Genomic DNA, 20,883 nt, shown 5'->3' on the forward strand with positions numbered 1-20,883 from the left:
TGGTATGATCAGGCAACTGCGCGGCCGGGGAGAACGGCAATCGCGCTGGCATCATCTGCAACGTCCGGCTGGGAAGACCGGGATTTCGGATAGACAGGGCTGATTTCATTGGCCCAGTCCGTGAAGTCGGAAAACGCAGCGCTCCATGTGCGGTGCGCCGCCGAGGCAAGCGCGCCTTCAGCCGTGCGCATCAAGGCGTCACTGTCCTGCGCAAGAATGGTCAGGATACGCGTCATGTCGGAGACGATCTGCGCATCATTGCCATTGCGGATCAGGATGCCGTCACGGCCATGATTAATGAGCTCGTCGACCGCACCGACCGCTGTTGCAACCGGCACACAGCCAAGCTGTTGTGCTTCGGCGATCATCAATGGCGCGCCTTCCCAACGGGAAGGCATCAGAAGCACATCGGCCCAGGCAAGATGGTTTGCGATGTCCCTGCCGTCGAAGACCGGCGGCGACACGCGGACACCCGCCTCTTGCAGCTTCGTCATCCAGGATGCGCTCGGATCGTCGGACAAAATCTCTCCACCAATCGCCTGCGCGTCGAAGGAGATGCCCTGCTCTCTCAGCTTCATGATCGTGTCATGCAGCCGGTCGATGCCTTTCTGGCGGTCAAGGCGGCCCATATAGAGGATGCGCATCGGTCGGCCCTTGCGGCCTTCCTTGCGGGCAGCCGTCACCTGCGCGCGCTGCTTCGCATCGATTGAGAAGCTGGCGCCATTGGGCACCGAGAACACTTTCTCGAACGGCACGCCAAAACTGTGCAGGTAGATTTTCAGCTGATCCGAACAGGTGAGAAACGCATCATAGGCATGTTCAAAGGCGATGGCCGCATAAGGCTGTCCAGCCTGACGGCGGAAGACCGTTTCGTCCACCACATGGAGATAACAGGCCGTGCGCGTTCCCTCGGATCGAAGCTTGCCCATCAGCGGATGTGCGGCCATGACGTGGTTGTTCACGACCAGATCGAAGCCTGAAAGCTGACCACGGAGAATGCTCCAGTCGAGCGGATGATCCTCGGTGATGAAATCCTGCCCCAGAAAACGGTTCGTATCGCCCCACGCCGGAATACCATCCTTCCACAAATGGAGATAATCGAAGGACTGGTCGAACTCGTCCAGCACGTCCATGCGTTCATTGCCGAGGACGAAGAGATGGGTTTCAAAGCCCTGATTCTTCAATTCGCGGCCTGCGGCATAGGCCACCTTTTCCGCGCCGCCAAACGATGCGTTTGGAACCAAAACGGCAGCTGTCTTTTTCTTCGCTGGATTATGGCCGAGCGGCAGGACGGGCCCGCCCCCCAGCTCGTCACGCAGCACCTGATACATGTCCGACAAAGCGGGCAGACGGCGCGGACGCCACGTCCAGCGCATGGCCGCGCTCTGCTTGAGCGGGCTTGTGGCAATCGACGTGACCAGATTGAGCATGGATTGTTCCGGTCGCGACAAAGCGCGCCGCTGGCGCACCCGCGGAAATGGAAAGCGCACTTTCATCCGCGCCGATGTGGGCCACAATTGCTGCGTGCCGAGCGAGGCGAACCAATTCAGCGCATCGTTCTCGATAATGTCCCGGATCAGTCGGGTCGAAACGAAAATCAGATCGGCATGCGGCTGCCGCGTGCCGGACGGCATGATTTCCGTATCGATCCGCCGCTCGTTTTCGACATTCGTCAGTTCCACGAAAACGATATTGGCCTGCTCGGCGAGCTTCTCCAATCGCGACAGAATGTTCGGAAACAAACGCGAGCGCGCCAGCAGTTTCAGCGTCTCGGTATTGGATGAGGCGAGGAATGGCGGGAAATGGAAATTATCGGGTTCCGATACACTGCCCCAGAAGGCCCGGATCGCATCATCGAATTTGAGATCGGTCGCGCCAAGGCTCGGATCGGTGAAGAAACTGACCGTTCCCTCGCCTGCGCGAATGACGCCATAGCGCGGGCATTCCTCATGCTCGAAACCAACCAGAGTAGGACGACGGAACAGCGCCTTATGTCGCTTGCGCAGGAAATTGATCGAACCAGAACGGTCGCGATTGGCTTCCTTGAAGCGGCTTTCTGCGCGCAGACGATATTCGAAGCCGGTGTCATGGCACGGCGTACCAACAAAGCCTGCCTCAATCGCCGAAAGCCAGAATTCCCAGTCTTCAAATCCGTTCTGGCGGTCATCATCGAAGCGCACACCGCTGCGGAACACATCCGCCGAGATCATCGACCCCGTATCGCAGATATTGTCCGTGATGCAGTGGATGAGCCGCGAATAGCTGTCGCCGTAATGGGCACGCCAGTTGACCGAAAACGTATCGATATTCGTATAAACCCAGCCCGCATTCGACGCGAGAAGCTTGCGGTAAAGCGTATCGATGGTGTGCGGCTGCACACGATTGTCGGCATCGACAAAGTAGACCGCCTTGACGTCCGGCATCTCGTCCAGAATGTATTCAACAGCGCGATTGCGCGCGCCGCCCGGGCCGGCGTTTTCGCCGAATATCACATGGATGTTCGGATGGGCTGTGGAATAAAGCGCCAGACTGTCAAACACCTCGCGGCGCGGATCGCCATCGACCGACACAACAATCTGTGTGCGGAACACGGTCTGCGACGCGAGGATCGATTCCAGTGCCTCAAGCGCCAGCGCCGCATGGCCGTAGAGCGGCATGGCGATGACGATCAAATCCTTCGATCTATCGTACATTCGCGGCCTCTTTCAGCGCCTCTTGGGCGGGACTGGCTTCGATGTGCTTGACCAGCCGGAAGTTGAACACTTTCAGCCATGAGAAATCGACGGAATCGCCTGCCGCCTTGCTCAGCACGATGAGGTCCATCGTGCGGTCGATGGGTTCTTCCAGCATGAAATTGATGTCGATGGGACGATTGGGCGCCACTTCCGACCAGCCGCTGAACAGCACCTGCGAACGCCGCCGGTCCATGGAAGCCAGCGCACCGATTTCTTCCTGCGCATCCGATGCCAGATTGACGAGCAGCAGACCGACAGCGCAAGCTTGGCCCTCGGGGTGATCGATCACAGCACGGGCCGAAATCCGCACGGTCCCCGGCGCGACCACGCGGCGGATGGCAGCGGCGGTGATCCCCTCTGCAAGCGGGTGGCAACCGATAGCGTCTTCGTGTTCCAGAAAACGTACCGTCGGGAAATCCGGCGTAAGCGGTGTCACCGACACATTGGTGACGTTGCGCAGCAATTCAATCGGCAGACGGTAATCATCCACCTTGCGACCGTTGATCATCGATGTTGGCACAATAGCGTTTGGCAGCGATGCCGGACGCACACCCGGCAGACCGGTGAAAATCCGCAGCGCCAGTGGGCGCATGTCGAGATCGGCATGCGGAATGCGCGCACGCGCAGCATAGCGCTCATTGGCGATCACATTGCCCAGCGAGATTTCCGGCGGCACGCCGCCCGTCGCCGCGATGCGAAGCCGCAAGGTGCGATGGCTGCCGTCACAGGCTTTCGGGAGTGAGAAGAAGTTCCACTCCGAATGCAGCGTGCCATAAGGTACCAGCCATTCGGCGATACCCTCGCCGTTTTCGAGATAGTCCAGGGTGACAATCAGTTGACCGTTGCGGTTGGCGGGCAGATCGCGAAAATGCAGCGCAAAGCCCGACACGGCATAGCTCGACACCGGGAAAAGCTGTTCGATCTCAGATTCGCGCAACAGGCGCGCAAAGCCTTCATCCTTGGGATCGACCAAAGGCGCGTGGCTGAATATCTCGGTGGAAGAATCCCAGTTGCGCGCATGAAAGGCGTCTTCGATAGCGCGGTAATTCTCGAACATCGTTTCGCGCTCACGTCGCAGCATGGCAAGTTCTGCATGCACCTTGCTGACGTGCCCGACAAGTCGGTCCAGACTGCTTTCCAGCAGCTGGGTCACGAGCATGGGCACGGTTTCAGGCCCTGCCTCATCGACGCGCACAACCGGCACTTCCGGTATGGTGCGCATGCGATAAAGCTGCTGCAGTATAGCGTTCAGTTCGTGTGCGCCTTCATCGGAAGCGGCAACCGCGATGAGTGGAAATGTATTCGCCAGACGCATACGCTTGCCGTCGCCTTCGACGAAAGCAGTCACGTCGCCCAGAGAAGTCGCCTCCAGCGCTTCACGATCACGCATCGAAGCAATGGCATAGCGGCGGTTCTTCCGCCCCGAGATCGCAGGAAGTGGTGTGCTCAACATAGTCGTCCATTGTCTGATGGCCGATTGGGAGGTTCGGCTTACAAGTACAATGAGAAAATACAGACCATGTATTGTCAACAGGGATATAGCATCAACTATATGATAATATTGCGAATAATTGGAAGTGGTTTAATTCAAAATTTGAAACAATATGCATCTATATTCATTGTACGTCGTAAATACGCAGAATTGCGGGCTATTATATTATAAAACAAACCCTTGAATGCCCGATTGTCGCCACATACTGCTCATCGAACATTCAATACTGCGTCGATCAACGTTTTTTGCTGACGTAAACATTCCGACAACCGAAAGCGATTTTCGACGGTTCGGCGTGCCGCCGCGCGCATTTGAAGGCAAGCATCAGGGTCGGCAAGGATATCCAGCACCGTTTGAGCCAGCACATCCGTGTCATAAAATGGAACAAGCAGACCATTTTGACCAGCACGGATCACCTCGCGCACCGGCGGCGTGTCGGACCCGATGATGAGGGCGCCGCACGCCATGGCCTCGATCACCGACCAGGACAGCACGAACGGATAGGTCAGATAAATATGCGCTGTCGATATCTGGTAGAGCTTGCGCAGATCGGCATGGGGGATGGCCCCCAGAAACACCACCCTGTCGGACGGCAAGTCGTGATTGCGCAAAAGATGTTCGCGCCATGATCCTCCACCCGCCGGCGGCGTGCCATAGCTGACCCCGTCACCGCCGACGAAGACGAAGATGGCGTCCTTGTTCTGGCGAATGACTTTCGCCGCCGCCTCCAGCGCCTGCGGGAAGCCCCGATAGGGTTCGAGATCGCGCGACACGAAGGTGATAACGCGCGATTCTCCGGCCTTCAAAACGCGGCCGTCCGGCAGTTGTAAAGATGCATGGCGGTCGGGATAGAAAACCTTGGTATCGACGCCCTCATGCACGACGGCGATGCGATTCTGCATCGCCTTCGGATAAAGGCTTTTTTGCCAGTGTGTGGGGCTGAAACCGCCATCCATGCTTTCAAGCGTGACGAGCTGCGCCATATTTCTAAGCCGCAGTCGCTTCCGCATCTCCACATCAGGCTTGTCGTCTGGCGCAAAGCCGACATCCGCACCATGCGCCCGATAGAAAAATTCGCAATAGCCAAGCGCGGGCGTCGAGGGCAGCACGTCCTTGACGAACATCATGCTGCCCCAGCCGATATGACCTATGACTATGTCCGGCGGTTGACCGTGTCGCGCCATCGCTTCAAGCGTTTCGGCGACACGGTAACCGATCCGGGTATGATGATCCGGAACCTCGAGATATCTGGCCATCGCACCATCGGTGCGAGGACCAGATTCAACTCTGTGGCGAATGACGCGGACCGCAGGGAGGCGACGGTCCACCGTTTCGCAAATCAGGCTTACATCATGTCCGCTCTCGGCCAGATGTCCGGCTAAAGCAGCGAACTGACCAAATCCACGTCTGTGCACAAAAGCTATATGCATGTCACAAAACGTGTACGATTTTTGGTCGTTTTTCGTCGATCAACATCAAATGCCATACCGTGCGGCGTTGCCCCACAGCAATTCCAGCCTGTGTAAAGTCTGGTATGCGATTTCGAGATTTCTAAGATCATCGTCATCGCGAGCAAGGATATGATGATAGTCCCTGCTGGCGTTTCTCAGGTTCATGCAAAGGCGTTCGCCCTTGTCTGTCAGACGAATGCGCGCCGACCTTTTGTCTCGCTGGGAGGCGACACGATCGACATAACCACCATCGGTAAGCTGCTTTAAATAATAGGAAATGTTGGACCCGACATAGTGCCCGCGATCCAGTAGTTCACCCACAGTGAGCTCGACATCGCCGATCGCCATCAGAACAAGCGTCTGTGCCGGGCCAATGTCCTCTACCCCCAACTTGGTAAGCTCCGTCTTCAGAAGGCTCACAAAGCGGCGGTTCACTCTTTCAATCATCCGGGCCAGTTCGAAATGTGTAATAACGACTGTATGCACCGGATTTCTGCGTTCCTGTTTCTCGGCGGTTACTTCAGGAAAATCGACGGCTGAGTATCCGTCAATTGATGTTTCGACTTCCACTCCCTCGTGCAGAAGTTTTTGCATCTCTTACTCTCCATTTTCAATTTTACTTCAAATTTTGAAGAAATTTTCAATTAGATTTTCTTGTCTCCTTTCGCATTTCCCCGCCGTAATAACTTTTTTCCGTCACATTCTGAGCGGTATTACTTGAATAATACTGATAGAAGGGTGACTCTCTTTAGGGATATCCACGACCTGTGACCATACCAAGGCAGACCGCGTATGAACGATACTGGCCAAAAGAACCCAAATGGCAAGAGCTCCGTCGGCAAAAAAGCCACCGATGAAGTGGGGATTTCGCCGAAAAGCCTAATTTACCGGGCCCGGCGCGTGTTCCTGTCAGGGCTGCTTTATGCGGTGCTTTTAAGTGCCTGTATCAATTTGCTACAACTCACCGTACCGCTCTACATGTTGCAGGTTCATGACCGCGTCCTGAACAGCCGCAGTCTCGATACACTGACCATGCTGACGATTCTCGCGGTCGGCGCGATGATCGTATTCGGCGTTCTGGAGTTTATCCGGGCGTTGTCGTTTCAGGCCATGGGCACCGCGCTTGTGCGCCGTCTCAACCTGGCCGTGTTGACCGCCGCCGTTCAGGCCTCGGTCGATCAGGGGCTGCCGAAAGCGACGCAGACCCTGCGCGACCTGACCGAATTGCGTGGCTTCCTGACCTCGCCCGCCATCAATGCCCCGCTCGACGCGGCATGGTCGCCGATCTTCCTCGGCGTGCTGTTTCTGCTGCATCCGATGCTCGGCGTGATCGGCGTGATAGCGGTCGTCATTCTGGTTGCCTGCGGTCTGTTGACCGATCTCCTGACGCGTAATCTCATTCAGGAGGCCAATCAGGCCAATATCGAAGCCGTGACGAAAATCGGTAGCAGCCTGCGCCACGCGGAAGTCATCGAGGCTATGGGCATGCTGCCTGCTCTCGCCCGTCGCTGGCGCACTGTGCAGATGCAGGCGCTCGAAGTGCTCGACCTCGGCGGCACCCGCGTGAAAGCCCTGTCGTCTATTGCACGTACAGCGCGCTTCATCATCCAGATTGCTTCGCTCGGCATCGGTACGCTGCTTGCCATGCAGCAGGAAATCACCCCCGGCGCGATGATCGCGACCAGCATCATCATCGGTCGCCTGCTGATGCCTTTCGACCGCATCGTTGAGAACTGGCGTCAGTGGGTCAGCGCCATAGCAAGCTGGAAGCGCGTTCAGTCGCTCCTGTCTGAAAACCTCGCCGTGCGCCAGACCATGCCGACGCCGCGCCCCAATGGCGATCTGGTGATCGACAAGCTGATTTATGCCGCGCCCGGCGTTGAAGTTCCGATCATCAAGGGCATCTCCTTTTCAATTTCGCCCGGTGAAGTGCTGGGCGTCGTCGGCCCCTCGGCTGCAGGTAAATCCACACTTGCGCGCCTGCTGATCGGCATCGTTAAACCCACCTCGGGCGGTGTCTTCCTCGACGGCAACAATGTCTATCTTTGGGAGCGCGGTTCGTTCGGCGAGATCGCCGGTTACCTGCCGCAGTCGGTTTCGCTTTTGGACGGCACAATCAAGGACAACATTGCGCGCATGGGCGACAGCGATCCACATCGTGTGCTGGAAGCCGCCCGTCTTGCCGATGTGCACGAGATGATCGGGCGCATGCCGCTCGGCTACGACACGCCGGTCGGTGATGGGCGGCTGACGCTTTCGGGCGGCCAGCGCCAGCGCATCGGCCTTGCGCGCTGCCTCTATAATCGCCCGCGTCTGATCGTGCTTGATGAACCCAATTCCAATCTCGACGCCATCGGCGAACGCGCCCTGATGCGCGCCATCGAACATGCGCGCGACGACGGTGCCATTGTCATCATGATCGCCCATCGCCCGACCATCATGCAGGTTGCCGACAAGCTGCTGGTGCTGGAAAACGGCCGTATCACCCAGTTCGGCCCGCGCACCGACGTTGTGGCGTCGCTGACGCCCGGCAACAATAATCCGCAGGCAGGAGCCGTAAACTCATGACCGGAAAATCCGTCATTCCGCGCCGTGTTTCGAATTTGCTCGCGCCGCGTGCAGAATCGTCAGACCACACGGCACTTACCCGCTTCGGCAGCGTCAAACCCGAATGGGCCTATGATCTGGAACGCGAGGACAACCAGTCTCCGCTGCGCCGCCTGATCATCGCGGGCCTCGCCACTATCGGCGTCGCTTTTGGCGGCTTCTTCGCCTGGGCCTATTCTGCCGAGCTCGGCAGTGCCGCTGTCGCCAACGGAACCGTCATCGTCGATTCCAAGCGCAAGACGATCAGCCATCTGGAAGGTGGCATTCTCGACCGGTTGCTGGTGCAGGAAGGCGATCTGGTCAAGGCTGGCCAACCACTGCTTCGTCTCGATGCCACCAAGGCCCGCTCACAGCTGAAATCGCTGGAAAGCCGTCGGATCGGCCTCATCGCCAAACTGGCGCGCCTGCGGGCCGAGCAGGCCGGTGAAACCGAAATCACCTTCCCCGATAAATTCGCGGAAGGTGGCGAGAACGCAGAAAATGCCATGCGCGCCGAGCAGATCTTCTTCGAAAAGCGGAAGACCCAGAAGCGTAGCAAGATCGATATTCAGCAGAAAACCATCGAGCAATATACCGAACAGGCCAAGGCATCGACGGCGCAGATCGCCGCCACCGACCGCCAGATCGCGTTGATCGAAGAGCAACGCAAGGCAATCGCCAGCCTGGTCGAAAAAGGCTTTGCGCAGAAATCCAAGCTGACCGAAATCGAGACCCGGTTGAGCCAGCTTGCGGGCGACCGGGGTGAATATACCGGCGACAAGGCCAAAGCCGAACAAGCCAAGGCAGGCGCAGAATTCGCCCTTTCCGGCATTGAAAGCGACCTGCAATCGGAGATTGCCGGTGAAATCACGACCAGTCAGGTCGAACTTTCTGACGCGGAAGAGCAGATCATCGCGGCGAAAGACGTGATGCGTCGCGTTGAGGTACTCGCCCCGCAGGACGGCATCGTCGCCAATATTCGCCTGCGCACACCGGGCGGGGTCATCTCTCCCGCCGAAGCGATCATGGATATCGTTCCTGAAAATGAACCGCTTCTGGTGGAAATGAAAGTCAGCCCCAACGATATCGACAGCGTTGCGGTGGGTTCAAAGGCGCAGATCAAGCTGACTGCCTATAATCAGCGGTCCATGGCGCCCTTCGATGGCAAACTGACCTATATCGCCGCCGACCAGACGATCGACGACAAAACCAACACGGCCTATTTCGTGGCCCGCGCTGAGATTAATCCGGATTCTTTGTCCGCCAATCCGACAGCCCGTATGTATCCGGGCATGCCCGCCGAAGTCATCATCGTGCACAAGGAACGCCGCGCAATCGACTATATTGTTTCGCCGATCACCGACAGTCTGAACCGCGCATTCCGCGAGGATTAAGGTCGAAACTGCGCGTTCTTACCCGGACATTTAGAAAATGCGTTCTACAGTATAGTTTGAATTAAGTACGCAATTTCAAATTCTATCGCCGCCGCGCATTGGAAACGATGCGCGGCGGCATCGTTTTGAAAAACAGGCATTTTCTTGACAATTCCGTGACGTTTCAAATTTTGAAGCAATTTGCGCTTAAATATAATCCAAATACAAATTATATTTGATACAAAAGTAATTTTAAAAGAAGTTCACAATTCTGGAATATAAAGTTTCCGTAATAAATTGTTACACGGCATTTCTATAATTATACCATTTTCCGATGTTGTATTTATCAAAGATACGTATCAGACTACTACGAGCATAATGGTCGGAGCATTCCGGCTTGTGAAACCCAACGGAACACAAGGAGAAGCAGATGGCCACTCTAGAAGGCGGCGCCTACGACGACGTGTTGTTCGGCTCCCGCTTTGACGATTTCATCCGTGCCCATGGCGGTGATGATCTCGTTTTCGGAGGGGATGGCAATGACACCATCTTCGGTGGGAATGGCAGCGACATTCTTTTCGGCGGTACGGGGAACGACACCCTATTCGGCGAGAATGGCAATGACATTCTTTACGGCAATGAAGGAAACGATGTCCTGAGCGGCGGCAATGGCAGCGACGTGCTGTTTGGCGGCAATGGAGATGACATTCTCCAGGGCGGCAACGGCAGTGACCTGCTCTATGGCGGCGCGCACAACGATATCCTGTATGGCGGCAACGGCAACGACATCCTTGATGGCGGCGCCGGAAACGACATCCTTATCGGGGGCAACGGGAGCGACACGTTCCTGTTCAATGGTGGCGGCGGAAACGACGTCATTCTCGACTTCAATCCTGGCGAGGACATCCTTCAGATTCAGAAGGGTATCAATGGCCTCGACATTTCGTCCGCGGACGATCTTGCCGATCGCGTCACGCAGGTTGGTGGCAATGTCGTTGTCGATCTCGGCAATGGCGACAGCGTTACCCTCGTGAACACCAGTGCCGACGACGTACAGTCGCATCCCGACCAGTACTTCACCGTTCACTGATTGAACCAATGATGGCGTGCCCGGCAGCCTCCCGCCGGGCACGTTTTCTTTTGAAGCGAATTCCGAAAAGTGACTGCCAGTTTTCGGATCAGAATGCGGGCTTGTTGTTGAATTCCTGCATCCGACAAGAATGAAAGGGTATTCGCATTGAACCTCGACCATTCGGCGGAATTTGCAAGCGGCATCGGGGCAAGCGATATCGGCTCGCGCGACCTCCGGGAAAGCAAACCCGAAAACCTTTCGATTTGCCGTCTTTGCGCCGATATTGCAGTGATTGCCTGGGATATTCCAAGCCCGGCACGCCAGTCGACCAAATGCGCGCTCGAAATGCCTGTTCAGCCGGTGCCTCTGCTGAGCGTCGGCATTCCGCTGGAAAGCGGCGGCACGCGTATGTTCTGGGCCATGCGCACCGGCAGCGAGCCGGTCGAGTTTGCGCTTTCTGCGGGTTCCCTCGGCCCCACTGTTCAGACCGTTCTCTACCCCGCCAACGAACTTGCATCCTTTGATAGCGAGCGCATCCTGTCGGACCTGACGCTGCCCGGGCATATCAAGCTGCTCTCGACCATTCTCTCCACGTGGCGCAGCGCGTTTCGCCTGTCGCGCAATCAGACTTTTGCAGCCCTCGTCCGTGACATCACGCTGGCGCTGACCCCGGAACCGCGCGATATCCAGAACTGTGGCCAGCCGGTTGCGGGGCATCATCTACTGGAAACCGCCGTTGACCCGATGCTGGGCGAAATTTCTGCCATCTATGGCGTCAGTAATGGAAGCGTCATCGTCATCCCGCCGCGCTTCACGGTCGGACAGCAATCACGCAAGGCGTGGCAACCCTGCCATCTTCTGGTCGAATCGCCACAGGATCTGCCATCATCCTTTCTGTTCGTCCTAACAGGACAAAAAGGTGTTGCGATCCGCAAACTCGCCGATGGCCCGTCAGAGCCGATGGATTTCGGCAAATGGTGGTCCAAATGGCAAGGCAATGCCGATCTGCGCGAATTTCTGGTTGGCGAACTCGCCAAACTCGGCACAAGCGGCCCTGCGGTCGCCATCGATCTGCAAAGCCGTTCGCCTCTTCCGGTGCGCCAGATCACGCAATCCGCAAGCCATAACCCGGCAGCGGAAATCGATCTCGCGCTTGCACTGGATAACGGGCTGATCGTTGGCGGGTGGTATCACGATCCCTCCGCCATGCTGGGCGATATCGAATATCTGCCGGCCAATGGCAGTGCGATTTCGCTGAAAGCCCATTTCCACAAATTCCCCGGCAAGATCGCCAAGCGTGAAGATGCCCCGCAGGCCGATGTGACGGGTTTCGTCGCGTGGCTGCCTGCGGCCAAGCACCTTGGCCCACTTCTGCAACCGCGTTTCCAGATGCGGCTTACATCCGGTGCAACCGCGCCGCTTGTTCCTGCCCCGCAGCCATTCGAACCGGCGGAGCAGCGCAAGCGCATCTTGCGCGCCGTGCCGCCGCAACATGCCCGCCCGAAGGTGTTCGAGACCATTCTCGCCCCGGCCTTGACCGAAGTGGAAAAGAAGCTCGGCGCAACCGTGCGCATTTCGGAGGTCAAGGATTTCGGCACGATACCCGCCAATCCGGTCGCCTCAATCGTCATTCCGCTTTATCGCAATCTCGATTTTCTGCGCTTCCAGTTTTCGGCCATGGCGACCGATCCATGGATCGTCCGCAATGCCGAACTGATTTTCGTTCTCGATTCGCCGGAAATACACGACGACACCGAGCATATGCTGGGCGGCCTGCATATATTGCACGATCTGCCGTTTCGCCTTGTCATCATGAACCGCAATGGCGGTTATGCCCGCGCCTGCAATGCCGGTGCAAGCGTAGCAACGGGCACCGCCATTGTGATGCTGAATTCTGATGTCGTGCCGGAAAAGCACGGCTGGCTGCAACAGCTTCTGCAACCGCTCTTCGATAACAAGCGGCTTGGAGCTATCGGCCCTCGCCTGCTGTTCGAAGACGGCTCGCTCCAGCATGCGGGCCTCTATTTCGCTCGTGACCGCCACGGCGTCTGGCTCAACCATCATTATTACAAGGGCATGCCCGGCAGCTATGCTCCTGCCCTTGTGGGACGCGATGTGCCCGGCGTTACTGGTGCCTGCCTTATAACCCGCAAGGATATCTTGGATCTCGTCGGCGGATATACTGAAGACTATGTGATCGGCGACTATGAAGACAGCGATCTTTGCCTGAAAATCCGCCAGCTCGGCTTTCAGGTCTACTACGACCCTGCCGTGGCGCTCTACCATTTCGAGCGGCGCTCGATCCGCCGCAGCGCCGATTATATGCGTGGTCTCGCCAGCCAATATAATTCCTGGCTGCATACCCAGCGCTGGGATGAAGACATCACCGACCTGATGGCTCCGCCTGAAGACGAAGCGCAGACCGCGCCGTCGGCCAATGTGATCGATGCCAAATATGAAAGGAGCGTCGCTTGACCGACGTGGTAGCGCTGAAACAGCCTGAAACCAAACTTCCAATCCCCGAAGAACAGATCGGCTGGCTGACACGCGCCGTCTTGAAGAACCGCTTCCTGCCCTCTCCCGACCCCAACAGCGTGTTTGTCGGCGACGGCGATTTCCGGGCTGTCGGTGCCGAGTTTCTCGGACATTTCATCCGCAAAGGTGGCCTCAGGCCCGACGCGCGCGTTCTCGATATCGGTTCGGGCATCGGGCGCATGGCGGTGCCACTGACGCAATATCTCGACCCAGCCAAAGGTCGTTATGCGGGCATCGACCCGGTTGCGGGCGGGACAAGCTGGTGTCGCCAGCATATCAGCGCGCTTTATCCGAACTTTCAGTTCCAACATATCGACATTGCCCATGCGCTCTATAATCCGCGTGGCGCTGTCGATGGCCTTCACCTCGTTCTGCCGTTTCCCGACAAGAGCGTCGATTTCGTCATCATGACATCGGTGGTGACACATCTCGACGCTGACGAAGTCAAAGTCTATCTGCGGGAGATCGCGCGCGTGCTGGCGCCCGGCGGCAAATTGTTCATGACGGCGTTTGTCGTGGATGATATTGCCGCGCGCGATCGCCATGGCAAACGCGATCCGCGCCTCAGTTTCGAACGCAGCGGTGCGGGGCCCTGCTGGTATGTGCCGGAACTTCCGCCGCTTGCCGCCGTCGGCTTTGAGAACGGCTTTATGGATCGCGCCCTTGCAGGTGTCGGCCTGTCGCTGGAACTGAAATCCTTCGGTCACTGGCGCGGGATCGCATCCGACCATTATCAGGACCTCTTCATCGCAACACGCGGAGGCGCTGCCTGATGGCCGAACGCATGCTCGTTGCTGCCCATAATCACCCCTCGCTGCATCCCGGCGGGACGGAAATCTTCGCGCATGACCTGTTCCGCGCCTATCAGCGCGCCGGTTGCGAAGCATTGTTTCTGGGAGCCACCAACAAGATTCACCGTCAGGAACGCCCGGGAACCAGCTTTCAGAGCATAGGTAACGGCGGCGATGAAATCCTGCTCTGGTCGGGTCATTTTGACCGTTTCAACCTGAGCCAGGTCGATCTCTACGGCATCGTGCCGGACATTGTGGAACTGCTGAAGGATTTTCGCCCGGATGTGGTGCATCTTCACCATCTGTTGCTGCTGGGCGCAGAATTTCCGCATATCGTCCGCCGCACATTGCCGGATTGCCGTATCGTCCTGACATTGCACGACTATTACCCGATCTGTCACCATGACGGGCTGATGGTGCGTACGACCGGCAAGGAACTCTGCTACGGCGCCAGCCCGGATCGCTGTCATGCCTGTTTCAAGGACATAGCGCTCGACAAATTCGTACTGCGCGAGCGCCATATCAAATCATTGTTGAGCGCTGTCGACGCCTTCGTGTCTCCCAGCGAATTCCTGAAACAGCGTTATGTTGACTGGGGCCTGTCGGAAGAGCTGATCAGCGTCATTCCCAACGGCCAGCCGGAGCGCCCTGCTATCGACACCCCGCGCCGCGCAAGAACCAAGCCTGTCTTCGGCTATTTCGGCAATCTGAACCCATGGAAGGGCGCGACGGTTCTGCTCCGGGCAGCGCAGCAACTCATCAATGAAGGTTTCGATTTCGAATTGCGCGTGCATGGTGCGGCACCCTTTCAAAGCGAGAGCTTTGTCAGCGAGATCGACCAGCTTTTCTCTGACACGGCCCCCTTCGTGCAACGGCGTGGCGCCTATCGGCGTGAAGATATCGCGCAGCTTATCCGCACCGTCGATTGCGCCATCATGCCGTCGATCTGGTGGGAAAATGCGCCCCTCGTCATTCAGGAAGCGCAGGGACAGGATTGCCCGGTCATCTGCTCCAATATCGGCGGCATGGCTGAAATGATTACGGACGGCGTGAACGGACTGACCGTTCCGCCCAATGATCCGCAGGCGCTGGCGGAAGCCATGCGTCGTATGGCGGAAAACCCGGAGCTGCGTCAGTCGCTGAGCCGCAATGCACGCCATCCGGACACTATCGACACGACGGCATCGCGCTATCTCGATCTGATCGGAACACTGCGAACGACCCGTGTCGAGGCAGCATAAGAGGTACACTATGAACATCGCGACCAAAGTTCCAGCCGAAGGGGCAGCAAATCCGGCAGCAGCACAGACTGCATCTGCCGCACCTCAGAGGACAGAAGCCATGAAAGGACGCGTTGACGCCATCGAGGAAGGCCGCCTTTACGGCTGGGCGTTTGATCCCGGAGCGCCCACGGAACGGCTTTTGATCCGCGTTCTTCTTGATGACAAACCCATCGCGGAAGCACCGGCGGACAAGGAACGTCCCGACCTGAAGCGCAACGGCATCGGCGACGGCCTGCATGCTTTCGAAGTGATGCTGCCGCAATTCGCGGCTGCCCGCGCCGGTGAACTTGTTGTCGTCGCAGCCAATGCGGCAGGCAATGAGCAGAAACTGCGTGTGCCGAAGCCCGACGAACAGGCCGCCGAAGCGCTAATTGCAGCGCCGATGACGCGCATTCTCGACAAGCTCGACATGCTGATGGCCGCGCAACGCCAATTGCAGGTCAACCAGCGTTCACTGCAACGCGTAGCCCCGGTGCTCGATAGTTCGGGCAACGCTGCGCCTGCCGAAATGGCGGACATAGCCACATCCGTCGACGGATTGCGCACCGATCTGCATCAACGCATGACCGAGCTCGACGTGCACATCATGCGCATGGATGGTGTGGTCGCTGGGCTCGAAAAGCGCATTGACGACGTGCGCAAACGCGCCGGTGGCGACGTGAAGCTGCTATTCATGCTGATGTATGTGATGGCGGGCTTCGTCGCGGGTGCTATCCTGACGCTTTTCGTGATGCGCTGAGGGGAAACCCATGACGCAAGACGAACGACCCGCCACGCAGCAACCGGCAGTAAAACCTGCCCGACCATCGGAACGCCCGCCCATGATGATGGAAGGCGAGATGGTTGTCGGCTGTGTGATCGAAGATACGCTTCTGCTCGTGCTTGGGATCGGCAATGCGACCGGCGATCAGGTCACTGCCTTTCTGAATGGCGATCCGGCATTGAGCGTCAAGGTGAACATCGTCACCTGGCCGCTGAAGGAGCCGTCGCCCGCCGGAACCCATGGATTCGTCGCGATTGTGCCGACCGGCATTTTGCGCCGGGGCATCTTGAAGACGATCATGTTCCAGCACAAGGCGAAGGTCGCGCGTTACAATTTCGCCTCGCGCGCAGCACCTGTGGCCGATTTCGTCGCCATGATCGGCGATCTGGCCGGGCCGAGCCTGCCAACGGTCATCGATGAACTGGTGGAAGGGCTGATCTCCGGTCCTATCGGACGCAAGAAACTTGCCGCCATCACCGTTCTTTTGCAGGTGGGTGCGCGCTCCGATGGCTGTATCGAGCTGATTGGCGGCAGCGATGAAGGCGAGATTTTCGTTCAGGGCTGGGCGCAGGATTTGACGCCCGCCGTCACACGACTGCTCATCAGCGGCAAAAACTCTTCACTGGCGGAATGTTCGATCAGCGTTTTCGCGCGCCCCGATCTCAACGATCAGGCGTCGGGCTTTGCCGGATTGCTGCTTGCCAATGAGCCGGTAGAGCCCAACGACATTGAACGGCTGTTGTTTCGCGGGCGGCGCGGCTGGCGCTTCACGGAAGTCTATGATCGCAGGCTGCTGGCGGGATCGCGCGAGACGCCAAGCCATATTCGCGCCATCCTGCCGCGTGTGCGCAGTTCGACGGATATTTTGCTCCGGCTGCGCTCCGCCGCCAACCGCTTTGACGGCGGCGAGACCGTTTCCGGCCTGCCTTTCCCGGTGCGGCTTGGCATCGACAATGTGTTCCGTGTTGAGGGCAGCGGCATACTGGTTTCCGGCTGGCTACTCGACCCCGACAGCCATGTGGAAAGCGTCAAGCTGCGCCGCCATCGCGGCGAGATACAGATCGACGGCACATGGACCCGTTATGACCGGCCTGACGTCACCCGCGAATTCGACAACCAGCCGCCCTTCAATGCCGGTCTCGACCCGAACCGCCATGCGCATGGTTTCGTGGCCTTTGCACCTGAACTCGCGGGCGATAGCACATCACCCTTCTATATCGAGCTTGCCATCAGCGATGGACGCCGCGCCTTTCATCCGCTGACGCCGACCCGTGTCACATCACGCGATGCGATTGTCCGGCAGATACGCGCGACGGACCCGAATGCCTGGGCGCTGCGCCACATTGTCGATCAGCAGCTTGTTCCGCTGCTCAGCGGCGTCAGCCGCCCGGCGCCAGAAGTGTTTGGCGTGGTCGATCTCGGCCCGTTCGAAGACGCGGTCAATCACGCCGCCAATCTGGCGATCATCATCGGCGTCGATGAACGAGTAGAAGAGATCGAGCCTTTGCTGGCCCTGCTCGCACTCGATCCCGAAACCCGCATCGCGCCGATTGTCATTTCGGCGGCGACGGAAATCATCGACCGCATCGGCGTGCAGGTTCGAAGGCTCGCCGACTTCTATCGTCTGTGCATCCGCCTTGTTTCTGCCAGCGGCTCGGAAGACCTCTACGATGCGCTGGAAGTGGGCGCGCGCGCCGTTACAACCGACAAGGTGGTCTTTTTGGCAGGTTCGCTGTTGCCGCGACGCGCAGGCTGGTTGAACAAGCTCGTCACGGCCTATGACGCGCATCACGACTGCGTACTGTCGCCGACACTCGTTTACGAAGACGATTCCATCCGCTGGGCCGGAACCTGGGTTGCCGGCCCGCAATCGGATCGCGCCCTCATCAGCCGTTATGCCGGTTATCCGATGGATTCCGTTTCCGGCATGTCTCTTACCGAAGTCGCCACCGCGACCTTCGAATGCTGCATCCTGCCCCGTGATGCGTTGTTTTCGGTCGGCGGATTCACGCGCGGCTATCTCGGCACGCATGAAAAAGGCCTCGACCTTGGCTTGAAACTCAAACAATCCGGCCTGCGCTCCTATTGGCTGCCATCAGCGCAAATGCTTGGCTCCGACGATGTGTCTGTCACCGACCGGGCATCAACCATCGCATTGATCGAGCGGATCGACCGTCAGGTCTTTGATGCGCGCTGGTCGACTATTCTTGCTGGCAGGCGCAGCGCACCGATTGAGGAACCCGCATGAGCGACAAACTCCGCGTTCTGGTTATATCGCACGCCCACCCGTCGATTTCCCTCGGCGGCGGTGAAATCGCATCTTATAATTTGCACAAGGGCCTGAACGCCATTCCCGGCGTGCAGTCGGTCTATTTAGCCCGCGCCGGGCACCCGATTCCGCGTCATGGCACGACGGCATTGATGAGCATGCGCCGCGCCAGCGACGAAATCCTGTTTCATGCCGACGAATACGATCACTTCTACCTGTCGAACAAGAACACGGACGAAATCCGTCGCGATCTGCTGCGTTTCGTGCGCGATTTCGATCCGGATATCGTGCATTTCCATCATGTGATGGGACTCGGACTGGAAACGCTTTACGCAATCCGCGAGGCCTTGCCGGATCGCATTATTCTGGTCACGTTCCATGAATTCCTGTCGATCTGCAACAATGACGGCCAGATGGTCAAAGCCGGAACCTCGAAGCTTTGCAACGAGGCCTCGCCCATCGATTGCCACGCCTGCTTTCCGCAGGTTCCGCCAGCGCGGTTTCTCAAGCGCGAGCGCTTTGTGCGCGGGATGCTGGAACTGGCCGATGCCTTCATTTCGCCAAGCCAGTTTCTGGCAAACCGCTATCATGAATGGGGGCTGAGCCCCGACAAGATGGCCGTCATCGAAAATGGGATCGCCATCCGCGAAGTTACGCCGCCACGCGAACTGACCGGCCCGAACCCGCGCCGCAGCCGCTTCGCCTTTTTCGGCCAGATCAATCCGTTCAAAGGCATAGATGTGCTGGTTGATGCGGTATCGCGTGTGCCGGAACAGGTGTGGGGCGAAGATTCCCGCCTGATGATTTTCGGCGGCAATCTGGAAAAGCAGCCGCCCGCCTTTCAGGAGCGCATGCAGAAACTGATCGAAGAGGCTGGTCCCCGCGTGCGCTTTTATGGTGCTTACCAGAATTCGGAAATGCCGCGTCTCATGCAATCGGTCGATTGGGTGGTGATGCCGTCGATCTGGTGGGAAAATTCACCCATCGTTATTCAGGAAGCCTTGCATCATCGTCGCCCGGTGATCTGCTCCGACATTGGCGGCATGGCCGAGAAAATCCGCGACGGTGAAGACGGTCTGCATTTCCGCGTCCGCAGCGCTGAAGATCTGGCTGACCGTTTCACGGAAGTTCTAAGCGAGCCGAGCATATGGGATCGACTTCACAATTCCATCCGTCGTCCTGTACACTATGTGGATTGCGCCAAGGAACATCTCGACCTTTATAACCGATTGCGCGAGGCGAAGCCTCGCAAACCGAAGCCGACAGTGAGTGAAACTGTCCTCTCTCAGGCAAGCTGAGCCTGGCTCGTCTGAACTTAAACTCAACTAAAGGAAAACCGAATGGCCCGTGCCCCCCGCGCCCTCGTGATGATTCCCGCTGGAGAAGTGTATGACCACGACAATGTGCGCTGGTATCGTCACACCGACGTGCAGGGCAGCATCAACCACTATCACAATATCGGCGATGCTTTCGTGTTCGAGTCATCGCTCAAGCTGATGAATTATGAAAAGGCGTCCGAGCTTCCCATAACCGCTTATTCGCCGGAAAAGATCGACCAACTGCGCGAGGAATATGACTATGTCATCCTGCGCGGGTCGAACTATGTCAACAAGGACATGAACTGGCGCGAGAGTATCGCCGTCCTGCAACGGTTGAAACTGCCCGTCATCGCTTTTGGCATTGGCGCGCAGGCCCCCTCCAAGGGTGCGCTGGAACTTTCCGAAGAAACCAAGGCCGTGCTACGCATCATCGCGGATTCGACCGTTTCCATCGGCGTTCGCGGCGCTTATACGGCGCAGGTCCTGAACGATATCGGCATTCGCAATGTGCGCATCATCGGTTGCCCCACGGCCTTCCGCCGCAACAACCAGCATTTGCGCATCAAGCTGCCGCCGCTCGACAGCGTGCAAAAGGTTGGCGTCACTGTACGCCGCGAGGTTTCACCTGCCTATGCACAGGACATTGAGCAATATCTCACCCGCCACCGTGATCTCATCAAGACAATGGCGCGGCGCTTCGACGTTACCCTCATGGCGCAAGGCGAGATTGACGAGAAAAAGATGGTATTCGGCACGCCCGAGCAGAAGGAAGAGGCCATCGCCGCACTGAAAGGCCATCGCTGGACCGCCGACTGGTATTTCGATGATGAAATCGAAAACCTCTACCGGAACAAGATGTTCTATTCCGATGTTGTGGCCGACTATGAGAACCTCGTGCGTCAGCAGCAGCTTGTGCTTGGTTATCGCCTGCACGGAAACCTGATGGCGCTCGCCAATGGCGTGCCGTCTGTCTATTTCACCTATGACAGCCGTACCGCCGAATTTGCCGAGACCTACAAGATTCCGAGCTATGACGTGTTCAGCGACAAGCCGTTCCGTCTGGAAGACTATTGGGATCAGTCGCTATTCGACAAATACAACCGCGCATGGTTTGAGACCTATGCGGAGATGAAGCAGTTTCTCGATGAAAACGGCATCGACAACAAGATGACCGATACCGGCTTGCCGGTGGAAACGCTCAAAGTCGCCTGATC

Annotated in this window: 14 protein-coding genes; 10 read left to right on the forward strand and 4 right to left on the reverse strand. The window is 57.8% G+C overall.

Annotated features, from left to right (window positions below; all coding sequences use genetic code 11):
- Positions 1 to 8: 8 nt before the first annotated feature.
- The 4 genes from HWD97_RS13250 to HWD97_RS13265 form a co-directional block, all read right to left on the reverse strand.
- Complete coding sequence (locus tag HWD97_RS13250; protein ID WP_371835103.1) at positions 9 to 2,693, reverse strand: glycosyltransferase; 2,685 nt, start codon at positions 2,691 to 2,693, stop codon at positions 9 to 11.
- Complete coding sequence (locus HWD97_RS13255; RefSeq protein WP_371835104.1) at positions 2,683 to 4,188, reverse strand: DUF6212 domain-containing protein; 1,506 nt, start codon at positions 4,186 to 4,188, stop codon at positions 2,683 to 2,685. Before HWD97_RS13255 ends, HWD97_RS13250 begins: the two co-directional genes overlap by 11 nt.
- Positions 4,189 to 4,436: 248 nt before the next feature.
- Positions 4,437 to 5,657 carry a glycosyltransferase family 4 protein gene (locus HWD97_RS13260; RefSeq protein ID WP_371835105.1) on the reverse strand — a complete coding sequence of 407 codons (1,221 nt, stop codon included), beginning with the start codon at positions 5,655 to 5,657 and terminating at the stop codon, positions 4,437 to 4,439.
- A 45-nt stretch (positions 5,658 to 5,702) separates the two neighbouring features.
- The gene (locus tag HWD97_RS13265) at positions 5,703 to 6,272 is read right to left on the reverse strand and encodes a MarR family winged helix-turn-helix transcriptional regulator (RefSeq protein WP_109367445.1); all 570 of its coding nucleotides are present in this window, start codon (positions 6,270 to 6,272) and stop codon (positions 5,703 to 5,705) included.
- A 198-nt stretch (positions 6,273 to 6,470) separates the two neighbouring features.
- On the opposite strand from HWD97_RS13265, the gene HWD97_RS13270 reads away from it, so the two are divergent.
- The 10 genes from HWD97_RS13270 to HWD97_RS13315 all read left to right on the forward strand — a co-directional run bounded on the left by HWD97_RS13270 (position 6,471) and on the right by HWD97_RS13315 (position 20,881).
- Positions 6,471 to 8,246, forward strand: coding sequence for a type I secretion system permease/ATPase (locus HWD97_RS13270; protein WP_109367446.1), 1,776 nt, complete (start codon positions 6,471 to 6,473; stop codon positions 8,244 to 8,246).
- Positions 8,243 to 9,658 (forward strand): HlyD family type I secretion periplasmic adaptor subunit, encoded by a 1,416-nt coding sequence (locus HWD97_RS13275; protein ID WP_109367447.1) that lies wholly within the window; start codon positions 8,243 to 8,245, stop codon positions 9,656 to 9,658. Before HWD97_RS13270 ends, HWD97_RS13275 begins: the two co-directional genes overlap by 4 nt.
- A 409-nt stretch (positions 9,659 to 10,067) precedes the next feature.
- Entirely contained in the window at positions 10,068 to 10,727 is a 660-nt protein-coding gene (locus HWD97_RS13280; protein ID WP_109367448.1) for a calcium-binding protein, read from the forward strand.
- A 147-nt stretch (positions 10,728 to 10,874) separates the two neighbouring features.
- Positions 10,875 to 13,184 carry a glycosyltransferase family 2 protein gene (locus HWD97_RS13285; protein WP_235858988.1) on the forward strand — a complete coding sequence of 770 codons (2,310 nt, stop codon included), beginning with the start codon at positions 10,875 to 10,877 and terminating at the stop codon, positions 13,182 to 13,184.
- On the forward strand, positions 13,181 to 14,017 hold the full coding sequence (locus tag HWD97_RS13290) for a class I SAM-dependent methyltransferase (protein WP_109367449.1): 837 nt from the start codon (positions 13,181 to 13,183) through the stop codon (positions 14,015 to 14,017). Before HWD97_RS13285 ends, HWD97_RS13290 begins: the two co-directional genes overlap by 4 nt.
- Positions 14,017 to 15,276: a glycosyltransferase family 4 protein gene (locus HWD97_RS13295; RefSeq protein ID WP_109367450.1), complete on the forward strand. Its 1,260-nt coding sequence runs from the start codon at positions 14,017 to 14,019 to the stop codon at positions 15,274 to 15,276. The genes HWD97_RS13290 and HWD97_RS13295 overlap by 1 nt, the downstream gene beginning before the upstream one ends.
- A 10-nt stretch (positions 15,277 to 15,286) precedes the next feature.
- Positions 15,287 to 16,057: a hypothetical protein gene (locus HWD97_RS13300; RefSeq protein WP_109367451.1), complete on the forward strand. Its 771-nt coding sequence runs from the start codon at positions 15,287 to 15,289 to the stop codon at positions 16,055 to 16,057.
- Positions 16,058 to 16,067: 10 nt separating this feature from the next.
- On the forward strand, positions 16,068 to 18,329 hold the full coding sequence (locus tag HWD97_RS13305) for a glycosyltransferase family 2 protein (protein WP_121538817.1): 2,262 nt from the start codon (positions 16,068 to 16,070) through the stop codon (positions 18,327 to 18,329).
- Positions 18,326 to 19,648 (forward strand): glycosyltransferase family 4 protein, encoded by a 1,323-nt coding sequence (locus HWD97_RS13310; protein ID WP_121538815.1) that lies wholly within the window; start codon positions 18,326 to 18,328, stop codon positions 19,646 to 19,648. Before HWD97_RS13305 ends, HWD97_RS13310 begins: the two co-directional genes overlap by 4 nt.
- Positions 19,649 to 19,690: 42 nt before the next feature.
- Positions 19,691 to 20,881: a polysaccharide pyruvyl transferase family protein gene (locus tag HWD97_RS13315; RefSeq protein WP_109367454.1), complete on the forward strand. Its 1,191-nt coding sequence runs from the start codon at positions 19,691 to 19,693 to the stop codon at positions 20,879 to 20,881.
- Positions 20,882 to 20,883: the final 2 nt, after the last annotated feature.

The sequence above is a fragment of the Ochrobactrum sp. C6C9 genome, from assembly GCF_022627935.1.
Classification (GTDB): domain Bacteria; phylum Pseudomonadota; class Alphaproteobacteria; order Rhizobiales; family Rhizobiaceae; genus Brucella; species Brucella teleogrylli.